At 44.8% G+C, this 14058-nt stretch carries 15 protein-coding genes and 1 pseudogene; 14 read left to right on the forward strand and 2 right to left on the reverse strand.

The annotated features are described in order from the left end of the window. Nucleotides 1-104 precede the first annotated feature (104 nt). The 4 genes from HQN90_RS26210 to lepB all read left to right on the forward strand — a co-directional run bounded on the left by HQN90_RS26210 (nucleotide 105) and on the right by lepB (nucleotide 2787). Nucleotides 105-563: a hypothetical protein gene (locus HQN90_RS26210; RefSeq protein WP_173224190.1), complete on the forward strand. Its 459-nt coding sequence runs from the start codon at nucleotides 105-107 to the stop codon at nucleotides 561-563. Nucleotides 564-642: 79 nt separating this feature from the next. Continuing rightward, nucleotides 643-1416: a hypothetical protein gene (locus HQN90_RS26215; protein WP_173224192.1), complete on the forward strand. Its 774-nt coding sequence runs from the start codon at nucleotides 643-645 to the stop codon at nucleotides 1414-1416. 82 nt (nucleotides 1417-1498) lie between these two features. Next, nucleotides 1499-2167, forward strand: a complete 669-nt coding sequence (locus HQN90_RS26220) for a hypothetical protein (RefSeq protein WP_173224194.1) — start codon at nucleotides 1499-1501, stop codon at nucleotides 2165-2167. Between the two features lie 62 nt (nucleotides 2168-2229). Then, entirely contained in the window at nucleotides 2230-2787 is a 558-nt protein-coding gene (gene lepB / locus HQN90_RS26225; protein ID WP_173224196.1) for a signal peptidase I, read from the forward strand. Nucleotides 2788-2836: 49 nt separating this feature from the next. Here lepB and HQN90_RS26230 read toward each other — a convergent pair whose 3' ends face one another. Next, entirely contained in the window at nucleotides 2837-3472 is a 636-nt protein-coding gene (locus tag HQN90_RS26230; protein WP_216855470.1) for a response regulator, read from the reverse strand. 165 nt (nucleotides 3473-3637) lie between these two features. Here HQN90_RS26230 and HQN90_RS26235 point away from each other — a divergent pair, with 165 nt between their 5' ends. The 4 genes from HQN90_RS26235 to pdaA all read left to right on the forward strand — a co-directional run bounded on the left by HQN90_RS26235 (nucleotide 3638) and on the right by pdaA (nucleotide 7634). Further along, complete coding sequence (locus HQN90_RS26235) at nucleotides 3638-5188, forward strand: sensor histidine kinase (RefSeq protein ID WP_173224197.1); 1551 nt, start codon at nucleotides 3638-3640, stop codon at nucleotides 5186-5188. After that, nucleotides 5181-5609 (forward strand): response regulator, encoded by a 429-nt coding sequence (locus HQN90_RS26240; RefSeq protein WP_173224199.1) that lies wholly within the window; start codon nucleotides 5181-5183, stop codon nucleotides 5607-5609. The genes HQN90_RS26235 and HQN90_RS26240 overlap by 8 nt, the downstream gene beginning before the upstream one ends. Further along, nucleotides 5606-6727 (forward strand): HD-GYP domain-containing protein, encoded by a 1122-nt coding sequence (locus tag HQN90_RS26245; protein ID WP_173224201.1) that lies wholly within the window; start codon nucleotides 5606-5608, stop codon nucleotides 6725-6727. Before HQN90_RS26240 ends, HQN90_RS26245 begins: the two co-directional genes overlap by 4 nt. Nucleotides 6728-6890: 163 nt before the next feature. Continuing rightward, nucleotides 6891-7634, forward strand: a complete 744-nt coding sequence (gene pdaA, locus HQN90_RS26250) for a delta-lactam-biosynthetic de-N-acetylase (protein ID WP_173224229.1) — start codon at nucleotides 6891-6893, stop codon at nucleotides 7632-7634. Nucleotides 7635-7957: 323 nt separating this feature from the next. Here pdaA and HQN90_RS26255 read toward each other — a convergent pair whose 3' ends face one another. Next, a complete protein-coding gene (locus HQN90_RS26255; protein ID WP_173224203.1) occupies nucleotides 7958-8863 on the reverse strand; it encodes a peptidyl-prolyl cis-trans isomerase in 906 nt (301 codons plus the stop codon). A 537-nt stretch (nucleotides 8864-9400) separates the two neighbouring features. Here HQN90_RS26255 and HQN90_RS26260 point away from each other — a divergent pair. The 6 genes and pseudogenes from HQN90_RS26260 to HQN90_RS38380 all read left to right on the forward strand — a co-directional run. Beyond that, a complete protein-coding gene (locus tag HQN90_RS26260) occupies nucleotides 9401-9706 on the forward strand; it encodes a hypothetical protein (RefSeq protein ID WP_173224205.1) in 306 nt (101 codons plus the stop codon). Between the two features lie 246 nt (nucleotides 9707-9952). Continuing rightward, nucleotides 9953-10501 carry a hypothetical protein gene (locus HQN90_RS26265; RefSeq protein WP_173224207.1) on the forward strand — a complete coding sequence of 183 codons (549 nt, stop codon included), beginning with the start codon at nucleotides 9953-9955 and terminating at the stop codon, nucleotides 10499-10501. Between the two features lie 329 nt (nucleotides 10502-10830). Then, nucleotides 10831-11760: pseudogene (trxB, locus tag HQN90_RS26270) on the forward strand (thioredoxin-disulfide reductase). 35 nt (nucleotides 11761-11795) lie between these two features. Then, nucleotides 11796-12107, forward strand: coding sequence for a thioredoxin (trxA, locus tag HQN90_RS26275; protein ID WP_079411133.1), 312 nt, complete (start codon nucleotides 11796-11798; stop codon nucleotides 12105-12107). Between the two features lie 53 nt (nucleotides 12108-12160). Beyond that, nucleotides 12161-12685 (forward strand): thiol peroxidase, encoded by a 525-nt coding sequence (gene tpx, locus HQN90_RS26280; RefSeq protein WP_079411132.1) that lies wholly within the window; start codon nucleotides 12161-12163, stop codon nucleotides 12683-12685. A gap of 1119 nt (nucleotides 12686-13804) precedes the next feature. Next, nucleotides 13805-14058 (forward strand): hypothetical protein (locus HQN90_RS38380; RefSeq protein ID WP_216855466.1); only part of this gene is annotated, 254 nt, incomplete at its 3' end.

Consider the following 14058-nt stretch of genomic DNA (forward strand, 5'->3'; position numbering starts at 1 on the left):
GGTGGCACATATAAATTACTCCAAAGGACGAAGTCGCGAATCGTATAGCGAGATACAATAGGTTTGTAAGCAAGCGCAGAACAAGAAGGAGGCAGGATAACCCAATGAATCGCTTGAAACGCAAAGTCATCATCGTTTCATTGAGCCTATCGACTTGCCTTGTGATGGGTACGGCGTATGCCTACTCCGATGCGAGTGCGCCATTGCAGAACTGGTACAAAGCTCGCACCCAACAGGGGATGAGTGAGATCAACATCAAAGCCCTACAAGAATGGGCCGAAGCTGCTCAATCCTTGGAAGCATCGGCGAAAGAGAAGGTCTCCGTGTCCAATGTCCATCTGACTAAGATAGCGGATGACACGAGTCAACAAACAATCGATCGCATAGATAAAGCTAACCAAATCTATGTGAGTCAAATGGAGCTTGTTGCCAATGAACTTGTAAAAAGGGGCGCTGCTGATTTTGACAAGTACGTGAGTACTTCGAAAAGGAACCATGATCGTGAAATTGATCAGTTGGCTCAGGAGACAATTGTAGAGCTGACGTCGAAGCTGGGTAAGTAGTCAGTCATTGTGAGTTATGGGTTCACCTATCGTGAACACAATTAAACCAATAAAACCATATAAGGGAGATTGATTAAAGATGAAAGCATTGAAAAGCAAATTAGCAATTGGTGTTATTGCAACAGGTTTAGTAGCGGGTATGGGTACAGCTTTCGCAGCAACTGACGCTGGCGGACAACTTCAAGGCTGGTACAACACAGCAACAGCTGCAACAAAAGCATTAGTAGCCGGAGATGTTGCAGGTTTCGTAGCGGCAAACAAAGACAAACTTGTTTCTGACTACAAAGCTATCAACAACGGTGCAGTTAACAATGTGAAAACAGCTGGTACAACTGAAACAGGTCGCGTACAAGGCGCTATCAATGGTCAAGTAACGGCTTACTCCACAGCAATTGACGGTAAAAACACAAGCATCAAAAACGGCATGGCAGGCGAGTACGATAAAGTGGTTAGTGATGCTAACTCTTTGAACAATAAAGCGGTTGATTTAGCTGGTCTTGTCGGCGCAGCTGATATTTACAGCGATGTTACAGCTCAAGGAAAGTCTTCCCTGAACAGCTTGAATGCTGCTGTAGCTACAACACAAGCTCAAGCAGCTACGACTTTAACTGCAAAAATCGAAGCAACTAAAGCAGAATTGAACGCTTTGCTTGCTGCTGAAAGAACGGCAGCTTCCCAAGAAATCAAAGATAACATCGCTGCCAAAGTAGCTGAGAAATTAGCTGATCTTCAAGCGCTTGCTGATGCTTTGGAAGCTTCCAACAAGAAAAGCATCTCCGAGAAAGGTGTTGCCCTTGAGACTACTGGCAAAGCAGCTCTTGAAAACATCGTTCTTGACGGATTCAAAAAATAAGAATGAAAACAGGCCCCGGCAACGGGGCCTCCATCTTACTTTATTCTTACTATATGCACTATAAAGAAAAGGAGGAATCACGATGATCACTAGAAATGAAAAACAAGGCAAGGTGAAATCCAAACGGATTGTCGCAGCTGGAATTGTTTCTTTAACGGTTATTCTTACGGCATCAGCCGGGGTTTCCTATGCGGATATTGATATTGCCGGTACAATGGCTTCTTGGTTTAATAAGAAAACGGAGCAAGTGGTCCAGAATCTTGACCAATCCATGAAGTTAGAGACGGATGCGCAGAAGGAAGTGTTGAAGAAAGAGTTGCAGCTTCGACTCGAAGCATCAGCCAGGAATCTGGAAGCCTTCACAGAGGAGCAGAAGCAGGTTCACGTTCAAGCACTTGCACAATATGCACAAAAGCTGCTCGCACAGACGGATATCAGAACGGAGCAAGATCGTCAGCAGATTATAAACAAACTTCAATCCATTACGGATAGTGCCAAGGGTGCGATGGATGCATTGGCAGGCAGCTATGTACCGCCTGTGTTGGTATTCTCGCCGGCTCCGCCTGTCATAGTGCCTCCGGCAGTAGTGCCAACAGCGCCTCCGGCGGTAGTAGTGCCAGCAGTGCCTCCGGCAGTAGTAGTGCCAACAGTGCCTGTCGAGAATCCGGCGCCAGCACCTGTGCCGCCGACTCCGCAGCAGCCTACAGTCACAGATGATGTCTACGGGCAGCACCCGCCAGCTCAACTATAGTGAATGCAACCTATACACAATAATAATCTTACATTTTAAGCTGCTGAGGTGGGAAGTCTATCATGATCGAATTGAATCCGGAAGTAAGTCGCTCCGTTGTTAAGAATAAAAATGGATTTTGGGGTTGGGTGAAATTTATTTTACTCTTAACTCTGGCCTTTATATTGATTAACAACGTAATTGGGCTTACGAGAGTTTCAGGCAACTCCATGTATCCCAGCCTTCAAAACGGCAATGTGCTGCTGATGAATAAGTTTTCCTTATTCTTTTCTACCCCCAAATATGGCGATGTCGTTGTCATTAAGGATGAGCGTCTGGAATTTAGCATTATTAAGCGTGTTATTGCTGTTCAAGGAGATCGGATCCTTATCCGGGACGGTGTTATCTATGTGAACGAAACGCCGCTTCCTGAACTATACACAGCCGGTAAATCAGAAGATATGGCGGTTCAAACAGTTCCAGCCGGTTCCCTATTCGTCATAGGAGACAACAGGACTTTGGGTGAAAGCAAAGACAGCAGGGATCCCTCATTAGGTCCTGTTCATATCAAGGATGTGAAAGGTTACGCGGAATTCTCGTTGCTTCCTATGCATCGTATTCCAGAGCCGCTTGACCTATAAAGACAAAAGATCCGGCGGGCTATCCCGGCGGATCTTTCTTGTAAGCTGTTTATCGCTGCATTTCGAATTGTACGAGCCCTTTGGACAGTGCATATAAAGCTGCTTGCGTTCGATCGGCTAGCTCCAGCTTCGCTAAAACCTGACTGACATGCTTTTTGACAGTGAATTCTGTAATGTAAAGAGCGCTTGCGATTTCTTTGTTGGAGCGTCCTTTGCCCAGGGACATCAGAACCTCTAGCTCTTTGGGGGTTAGTTCGGATAGATCCTGTTCTTCTTTACCTGCTTTATCGTCCATCATGGACCCCATTAAGACGGGATCATAGTATTTGCGGCCCCGAGCAACAACTTCTACCGCATATAATAAATCTTCTGGGAAAGCTTCCTTCAAGCAGATTCCTTCAATTTGCATCGATTGTGCTAATTGAAGTTCACTTCGCGTGACCGATGAGGTTAATATCATATATTTACACGTATGCCCCGCCCGACGAGCCTTTTGAATGAAATCCAAGCCATTCTCATTCCCCAAATTTAAATCTACGAGTACAAGATCTGGCTGCATCTGGTCCAAAAGCCCAAGGGCTTCCCTTGAATTCGCGGCTTCTCCGATAACATCCATGGATTGACCGGATGAAACAACCGTGCAAATTCCTTTGCGAACAAGAGGATGGTCATCAAGAATAATCATAGTAATCAAGCTGCGTCCCTCCAAAAAAGATCTAATCTATGTTATACTGGAAATAATAGTTCCAAATACCTAATACTATGTGCCTATGCTAGTTCTGATTTTCATTGTATAACAAAACAGGCTGAAAAACCATTAAGAATACATTAAGTTTAGGAGCAGTTAAGCATGGCTTTACAGAATAAAACAGGCTTATATTTATTTTTGGGCAGCAGATGGGTTCTGCTGTTAATTGGCATGTTGGTCTATACCCAAGCCAGCGGAGTTTCTCCGGGGCTGCTATTGATTGCGGTGCTTTTTCAAACGATATATAGCCTCGTACATTTGGACAAAATGCGCAGAAAGGTTGCTTTCCTGGCGGTTGCAGCGGATGTGTGCTTTGGTTTTGGCATGCTTTGGCTGACCGGCGGGCTGTCGAGTCCCTTTTTATTCTATAGCTTTACGGGTCTTGGGATGATTAAACGATTTGTGGCTTGGAAGCCTTATTATGTGATTTCACTTGGGTATGTGATTATGCTTCCCACAGTGTTTGCTCTGACGTCAAGCAGCTCTATTTATAGTTATGTGCTGGCTCATTTCACCTATGGTTTTGTCATTTTTGCGTTTTTTTGCGTGGTAGGACTTGTGCACTATACGCTGCAAAACTTGCGCAAACAGTATCGCAAATTTGTGATGATTTACTCCTCGCGGCATATGGGGGTATACCCATTTAAACAAAGAACGATTTACCAAGTGGAAGAATTGCTCAAGAAGGTTCTGGATGACCGCGAAGTCATTCTTTGCTTGGAGAGTGCTGGTCCTTACGAGAAGATTCAAAGCTGGAAGCATACCTATTTTACAAACTATATGAAACAAAATACGCCCTCCAGCCCGAGACTTTTTACGAACCTGCCGTTTCCGACGGGTGAAGTTGTGCCTCTGTATATCCAAACCCTCGTTGATCGTAATGGCAAAGTGTACGGTTGGCTGCTCGTCAAAGCAGAGAAGCAGGAACTGTCCATTTTGCACAAAATGTACATGCAATTTATTCTTGTGAAGCTGGAAGCCTTTCATTTTACCAATGAGGAATTGCAGGATGCGGAAGAAACAGCTGTGGCGATAGAGCGCAATACGATTGCTCAGAACATTCATGATGGCATTACCCAGGAGCTGTTCTTCATCTCGATACAACTGTTTCAATTAAAAAATGCGCTTCCCTCCGAGGCGCGCGAGACCGTACTGCCTTATGTGACCGAGATCGAGAAGAAAGTGAAAGAAAGTCACCGGGATATTCGTCAGTTCATTATCGAGCTTAAGGATGAGAAGCGAAAATTCAATCTTCATCATGCTATTGAGAAGCTCCTTTATCGGGTTACGGAGCATACCGAGGTGAAACCAAAGTTCGAAAACATCGGTTGGGTGGCACATGAACAGTTGGATATTGAAGAGGCGATCTATCATTTGGTCGAAGAAGCAGCGAATAATGTCATTAAGCATGCGCGTGCCAAACACATTCATGTGAAAATTGAAGTGACCAGCGTCCAATGGACAATTATGGTGAAGGATGATGGGATAGGAATGCAAAGCTCATCCATGGCTCAAGAGGGAAGATTCGGACTTGGCGGCATGGAGAAGCGAATCAAAGCTTTGAATGGGGCTTTGTCTTTTCATTCTGAGCTGGCTGTGGGGACAACCGTTACCGCCTACATTCCGCGTGAAAGGAGCATAGCCTATGTATAAAGTAGTGATAGCCGATGACCGTTCAATTGTTAGAGAAGGACTACATATTCTACTTCAAAGCTGTGGAGATTATACGGTCGCCGGAGAGGCAGCGGACGGGAACGAAGCGATCGCACAGTCGCTTGCTTTGGCGCCGGACCTGCTTCTGACGGATTTGAAAATGCCCGGAACATCGATCATTGAAGGAGCTCGGGCGCTAAAGGATACTTATCCGGCCATGAAGATTATTATCTTAACCGCATTTGACGAGAGCGAAGATATTTATCGCGCTATCAAAGCTGGGGTAGATGGTTACTTAATGAAAGATACGAGCCCAGAGGTCATTCTATCCACGATCGATGACGTGATGAAAGGGGCTACTTGTTTTCAGCCCAAAGAGAACAGCTACGATGAGCCTGGCTTAAGGAGGAATGTGCTATGAAATATGTGCAACGCTTCTCTGAGCAGCCTGCCGACCAGCTGATGATGGCTATGATTGGGAGCATGGCTTTTATCTGTGCATTAAGCGGTTGTTTTTATATGTTAATAAGCGGAAATGCGGAATCCAAGCTATATACGATGACCTCGCTAACGGTTTCTCTTTTTTCGTGGGGGATGTACGGCATTCAGAAAAGTATACCTAAGGATAGCCCTTATTCGAAGCTCATCACTCCCGCGCTGATTTTCCTGGTCGTTGTTGTGATAACGTTATACAATCCAATGGCTTTGCAGCAGATGTGGGTGGCATTGATCTTTTTCCCCATTATGCTCAGTTTGCTCGTAGATTATCGCATGTATCTGTATGGCATCGTAATATTTATTATATATTTCTCGATCTTTCATATATTTGGTCCTACGGTGAACAACGAGGGGTTATCTCCAATCATTATGGCGACGACCAAAGCCGTATATGCCCTTGGCACGATGATTCTGGGAGGCATTATTAGTTTAACCTTCCATCAGCATAAAAAGCGCGTGGAAGCTGCCGCTTTCCAGCAGCAGAAGCAGCAGGTCATTAACCTGCTGCAATGTTTTATCCCCGTTGGAGAGCGGAAAACACAAACCTCCCGCAAAGAGATCGGAGAAATGAGCGCTTTGTTGAAAGCGCTTGTGACGCAGTATGGCGGCGGGCTGCGCGTGCAAGAATGGGAGATCGACTTGTTGTCGCTTCTGCATTTTGTAAGTCGGGTCAAGCTGCCGGACTATATGTTCGAAAAGGAAGGGAAGCTGTCGGAATTCGAGTTCGAGGTGGTGCAGGAGCATTGCTATATGGCGAAGGAATTATGCGAGGGCATCCCTGATTTTCTAGAGGTGGAGAAAGCTTTCCTCTATCATCATGAAAAGGTAGACGGTACCGGTTATCCGTATCAGTTATCGGGCAATCAGATTCCGCTCCTCTCGCAAATGCTTGGTCTCGTTGAAGTTTTCCTGGCCTTAACGACACCGCGGTCATACCGAGAAGAGATGTCGCAGCACGAAGCGTATGTGGAGATTCAAAAGCTTGTCGGCAAGTCTTTTCGCGGAGATATTGTAGATGCATTTGGCAAAGTGATTGGTTAGCAAGCGGAAAATATCCAGTATTACCCTGCGGGGTACACTCCTTCTCTTCACATAATCAGCCTCTAAAATGTGGCATATTAGTAACAGTCTAGTTGGCTGTACCAAACCACAGAAGGCAAGGAGTGAATTTACACCCGTGTACTACATCCGTATCCTTACCGCCATGCTTGTTATGCTGCTCGGGCAGGCCAGCCTGGCATCTGCCGATGGCTCGTATCATTTTGGCTTTAAAAAAAGCATAAACGGACAACGCCCGTCCATTGATGAGGAAGGCTTCAAAGGCTTGCTGAAGCGGCATGAAGCGATCTTTACAGGCGACCTTTCGGTCAAAGAACTATACTTAACCTTCGATAATGGCTATGAGCAAGGGTATACCGGCAAGATTTTGGACGTTCTGAAGGAGAAGCAGGTGCCTGCCATTTTCTTCGTCACAGGTCACTACATCAAAACCGAGCCAGAGCTGTTGAAGCGTATGGCGCAGGAAGGCCACTTGATCGGCAACCATTCTTGGAGTCATCCCGACATGAGTCAAATATCGGCAGACCGCATCAAGAAAGAGCTGGATCAAGTGAAAGAGGGCGTCAGCGCTGTCACAGGCCAAACGGAGATGCGCTACCTGCGCACGCCGCGGGGCGTATTCAACGGCCAGTCCTTGACCGTCAGCCAGCAGCTTGGCTACACGAACGTCTTCTGGTCCGTTGCGTATCGCGATTGGGAGCCTAAGCATCAGAAGGGCTGGGAATACGCGTACAAAAATGTGATGGCGCAGCTGCACCCCGGCGCGGTGATACTGCTGCATTCGGTATCCAAAGACAACACCGAAGCACTCGCCAGAATCATTGACGACGCCAGGAGTCAAGGTTATCAGTTCAAAAGTCTCGATGAGATGAAAACACACACGCCATAGAGTGAATAGGAATGCGGCCACTCTATAGCAAGAGACAATTGGGGCTAGAAAGTAGAAAAAGCTCATCCCATAATGGGGTGAGCTTTTGTGGTTATATGGAGATGAGAAGGAAATAGGGTACGCTATTTACGCGGAAAAGGTGGAATTTTGGCTGAAAAGGAACTGAGATACGCTATTTGCTCGGAAACATTCATTTAATCGGTGAAATTGAACAAATAGCGTACTGTAGTTCCGCTTGCGCCGCAAACTGGCCTAATCCAGATAGGATAACGTACTGTAGTTCCGTTTGATGATCCTCTGGGGGACTTGGCAGCTCCGAAGTATTAAGCCTTTGTCTTGAGATAGTTTTCAACGGTTGATTTCGTTTTTTGCTCATCCAGCCATGTCGACGCCAACGTCGATAACTTTTCATCGGTTAGTGTTTGTTTAATATCCTTCGTTTTTTCCTCCAATGTTGGCGTAGAGGCAGCTTTATGATCGGTTACTTTGATGATGTCATAGCCTGTGCTGGTCTTCACAGCTTCACTAGTCGCACCTGTGCCCAAAGCGAATACCGCAGTCTCGAAGGTAGGGTCCATACTGCCTTTGTCAATATATCCAAGCGCACCGCCCTTATCCTTCGTTGCTGTATCTAGAGATTTCTCCTTGGCAATGGCAGTAAAGTCGCCTCCGTTTTTCAAATCCGCTAAGATCGCATCAGCTTCCTCCTTGGTTGCTACAGAAATATGTGAAGCTTGTACCTGTTCAGGATTTTTCAGAGACTCCAGATTGTCGTCATAGTATTTTTTAATTTCATCATCCGTAATTGTGACTTGAGGGGCTAAAATCTTCTTCAACAGCACTTGGCTTTTCATATTTTTCTTTAAATCGTCCAGCGTCATGCCATAGGAAGTAAGTGCTTGTTGAAATTCGGTGTCAGAGCCGTAAGAACCTTGAATCTTGGAGGTTTCTGCTTGAATATCGTCATCGGTTACTTGGACACCGGATTTCTGGCTTTCTTGGTTGATTAGCTCCTCGGATATTAACGTATCCAGCGTTTGTTCGCCGCCGCTGCCTACCATTGCGTCATAAAGCTGTGTTTTCGTGATGGCAACTCCGTTCACTTTGGCTACGGCAGCTTCATCTGTTTTCTTCAGAGGTGGATATACGAGTACATAGGCAATCATAATGAGGACAAGCAGGGTAGAAACCCACTTCCATTTGGGACTGATTTGTATATGGTTATTCATTGAATGATCTCCCTTCGAAACATTTGATTTCGTTGTGCTAAGGTCATTATGCCTACTTAAACTGAAAGGGGCTTGAGTGAATGCTGAAAGGTTCATGAAAATGGTGGATAAAAATGCCAGGTAGATGAAGGATCAGCCAGAAAGAGAGATGTGTTGAAAGAAAACAAAGTATTAGACTGAAAAATAAAGATGTAGACCGAGACTGAGAAAATAAAGTCTTGACTAAGTGGCCAGGAATGATGATTACTAACTAGAGCTGTATTAATTCATGATGTGATAATAAAGTCCTAGACTGCCCCTACCTTTTTCTAAATAACAGTCATAACAAGTAAATAAAATGTGAGAATAATTGAGACATAAACCCCGCTGTTATCCTAAAAAAAGTAATTATATTCATCTAATGTAATATTAAACTACACAATTCTCCAAAGAAACTGATAAAGGATACTTTTGTGCTATGGTAAATCAAGTCTAATAAAGTTAATATATGGGAATATAAAGACGGCCGCTTTTAATACAATTAAAGGGAGTAGAATTATGGTATATCAAAAATACATGCGTCTTACTACTTTATTGCTTGCGCTTTTTACTGTTTTATCTATTTCGTATACTGTAAATGCTTATAATCTTCAGGGTCACAAGTTTACAAGTCACACTTTCCATTACTATGATGCTACTTTGAGCGATTTTTATGATGAGTCTTCAGATGTAGCGATGAATAATTGGTGGAATTCTCCTACCCAAATTGGATTTACACCTACTTCAGACGTGAACTTAGCTGAAATAAATATAACTGGTGCATACTATGGTGATAACGGAAATACTGCGTCTACTCTAGTCTGATCTCAAAATGGAATAGCTAGTAAAGCAGAAATAAAAGCAAATTATACTCTTATGGACAAGGTTGATGATTTAAAGAAATCTGCTACTTTTACACATGAACTTGGGCATGTTTTCGGAATTAATCACGTATCATCATCAGCCCAAATCATGTAGTCATCATTGATAGGAAGAACAGTATACACACCACAAAACGATGATATTGCTGGCGTGAATTTTTTATACCCTTAGGAGAGGCAAGGTACCTTTATGAATAATGTTTTCAACAACAAATACACTTACATAATATGTATATTACTCGCAATTATTGTCGCTTTTAGTGTAGTTTTTTTTGAAAAGAAAAATAAGTCAGAATCCATCGTTAGGATAGATGGTGAATTTGCAAATGAATATCCAACAGTAGAAGCGCTTAAACAAGACTCCGAATTAATCTTAGAAGTTACAGCTAATAGTGTTAATACTTTGAAATATGAAGGTCTTGTGTTTTCTATAGCAGACTCTAATGTTAAAAAGGTATATAAGGGCTCAGTTCCAGGTAATACAGTGAAAATTTTAGAAACCGGTGGTACTTTTGAAGGTAAAGAGTACATCTTTGAAGATAGTCCAGTTTTTAAGGTCAATGAATCAGCAATTGTCTTCCTAAAGAAATATAGTGGTCCGGTTGCAAGTGATGCATACTACGTAACGGGTTCTATCCAAGGAAAGTTTAGAATGGCTGGTGGTAAACTAAAACCTCCACATTTTGCTCCTGGGGAATTAGCTAGTGTAAGAGATTTGAATAATCTGAAACTTAACTAATCATCATAAAACAGCGGCAGTCTAGGACTTTATTTTATCAGTCCATGGCTGCCGCTGTTTCTTTTATTGGGGTCAGTCTAAAATTTATTTTACTAAATCTGACGAGACTGTAATTCGAAAAGACGCATGGGATCAACTCATTCAGTCTAATACATTAATTTCTTCTGACAAGATGGTCTGCGCGAATTTATATTGTATACAAATTAATTGTTGACAATATTAAATGAAATTGATATGATTCATTCATAAAGTTTGCTTCAAATTAAATTTATAACAACTTAAATTGACGCCAACAAATTTCGGATAGGCAAGACAAAGGAGGAATTCCTATGCATCACAAAGCGATTATTATCGGTACTGGTCCTGCAGGATTAACCGCAGCCATTTATTTGGCGAGAGCTAACGTGGCCCCACTCGTCATCGAAGGCATACAACCCGGAGGTCAGTTGACAACAACGATCGAGGTCGATAACTTCCCAGGCTTCCCAGACGGAATTACCGGACCGGAGCTTATGGACAATATGCGGAAACAAGCGCTGCGCTTCGGAGCCATGATACAGTCCGGCCGTGTTGCTGAAGTGGATACTTCCAAGCGCCCTTTCACTTTGTTTTTAGAAGATGGAGGGAAGCTCACAGCAGATGCGCTCATCATCTCAACAGGAGCCTCGGCCAAAAAGCTGGGCATCCCAGGCGAATCCGAGAATATCGGCAAAGGGGTAAGCACTTGTGCGACATGCGACGGATTCTTCTTCCGCAATAAGAAAATCATCGTCATTGGCGGCGGGGATACCGCGATGGAAGAGGCGCAGTTCTTGACTCGATTCGCTTCATAAGTGCGCGTGGTTCATCGCCGAGACGATTTGAAGGCATCGAAAATCATGCAGGATCATGCCCGCGGCAATCAAAAAGTCGCTTGGAGCCTCAACCGCACCCCCCTTGAAGTGGTGGCGGGCCCGATGGGTGTGAGCGGACTGAAAGTGCTCAATAATGTGACTGGCGAAGAGGAACTGCTTGAAGCAGACGGTATCTTCTTAGCGATCGGACATACCCCGAACACAGCATTCCTTGGCGGACAGCTGCCAACGGATGAACTGGGCTACTTACAGGTCATTTCGGGAACGTCGCAAACCGGTGTGCCAGGCATCTTTGCCTGTGGCGATGTGCAGGATGGCATTTACCGCCAAGCCATTACCTCGGCAGGAAGCGGGTGTATGGCTGCACTGGACGCAGAACGTTACATCTCTGAGCAGCACGCGTAACGAATAAGTTAAACCAATACTAGGAGGAATCAGCCATGTCAGTTAACCATATTTCCGATGCTACATTCCAAAGCGAAACAGCGGCAGGCACCGTACTCGTCGATTTCTGGGCACCTTGGTGCGGCCCTTGTAAAATAATCGCTCCCATCCTCGATGAGCTTTCCGCCGAGATTGGCGATGCTGCTAAAATCGTAAAAATCAATGTGGACGACAACCCCGAGTCCGCTGCCAAATATAACGTCATGAGTATTCCGACCTTGCTTGTTTTCAAGAATGGGCAAGTCGTTGATCAGCTTGTTGGTGTTCAGTCCAAAGAGAAACTGAAAGCAGTGATCTCGCAAGCTTAAGACAATAGCTGTGGATAAAGTCGCATTTCAATATAAATTCAGGAGGAATATATATGACACAAATTCAAGAACGCACAGGAGTAGCAACCGTTGGAGGAAACCCGGTAACCTTGCTTGGACCGGAAATCAAAGTTGGCGATCAGGCACCGGATTTTACATTAAATAAAGATCTGATGACCGAGGTAAGCTTGGCGGATTATGCTGGCAAAGTGAAGCTGATTTCCGTCGTTCCTTCTGTAGACACGGGAACTTGTGATGCGCAGACGCGCCGCTTCAACGTGGAGGCCGACAAGCTTGGCGAGGATGTCGTTATTCTAACGGTTTCCGTAGATCTCCCTTTCGCGCAAAGCCGTTTCTGCGGAGCCGCGGGCATCGATAAAGTCATTACACTATCCGACTACAAACACCGCGCCTTCGGTCAAGCATACGGATTGCTAATCAAAGAAATTCAACTCGACCAACGTGCGATTTTCATCTTGGACACGAACAACACCGTTCGCTACGTCGAGTATTTGACAGAGATGAAAGAACATCCGAATTATGATGCGGCTTTGAGTGCTTTGAGGGAGCTTGTGTAAGAGTGATGTAAGAAGACTTGAAAAGACCCGAGAGGGCCTGTAAAAAGGTTGGGAAAAGAACAGTAAAAAGCATCGAAGAAGACTTGGAAGGCTTGAAGTCTGAAGAAGATTCGAAAACAAGATGGAGCAAATAAGAGCTTTTAGTGGTTCGTTGAGCAGGGGGAGAAGTTATTAACCTCTAGAATACGAGTCTCTGAGGCTCTTATTTGTTCTAATTTGTGTACGTTCATAGACGGATGAGGCAGTTGGTTGGAGGGTGGATCGAACCGATTGCAGGTGGTTATGGCAGATTGGTCGAGTCGAGGATCTTAGATGACGGAGAGGTCAGGCCAAAGGTAGTAAGATGGCCAGCTTGGACGGATGGAGGATCTAAGGAAGTAGACGAAAGATTGCTGATCTGACAACATGGAGCGCGACAGATTCACAGTGTACACTGGATAGCACCTTGGGACACCTGGAGCACCTAGCACGCAGCACGCAGCACCCAATAGCCAGCACATAATACCCAACCCTAGCATCTAGCACTCAACAGCCAATACGCAGAATCCAGCATCTAGTACCCAATCTCCAGCACCCAACGCAATAGACCAAACAACACCCGACACCCAGCATTCAGCGCCCAATACCCAACCCAGTACCTAGCACTCAACAACCAGTCAGCACGCAGTATCCTGCACCTAGCACTCAACAGCCAGTACGTAGTATCCAGCATCTAGCACCCAACAGCCAGTACGTAGTATCCAGCATCTAGCACCCAACAGCCAGTACGTAGTATCCAGCATCTAGCACCCATAAGCCAGTACGCAGAATCCAGCGTCTAGCACCCGACAGCTAGCACGCAGAATCCAGCATCTAGCACCCAACATCGAGCACGCAGAATCCAGCATCTAGCATGTAACAACCAGCACGCAGTATCCAATCCCCAGCATCCCACACCTAACACGCAGCACCTAGCACCTAACAGCACCCACACCCAAGCATCTAAGCAAATTAGAGTTTTGCACTAAAAGTGAGGTTTAGAGTGGGGAAGGGAGGAGCTTTTTGTTGGCAGTACCAAGAATTTACTATAATATGTAAAGTAGTCTTTGAAGCTTCAATCTGGCGTGGAAACAAGCAAAGATGCCCAATAACATGTATAGGCGTATGCTCCACCATACAGACAATGTCCGTGGGTCACGGATTTTTGAAATACCTGCAATAGTGCAGGCTTTTTTGATCAGATTAGGTGAAAATAGCGAAAAGCCTGCGATTATCAGGCTGTTGAGAAAATACTTGAACTTTACCAATTCACCGCGTTACTATGAATATAGAGCTATAAAGCCTATTTCATCGAAAGCGCGGTGTTTTTATGCTTTTTACGAATACCCCAAATC

The organism is Paenibacillus alba (genome assembly GCF_013204855.1).
GTDB classification, from domain to species: domain Bacteria; phylum Bacillota; class Bacilli; order Paenibacillales; family NBRC-103111; genus Paenibacillus_E; species Paenibacillus_E alba.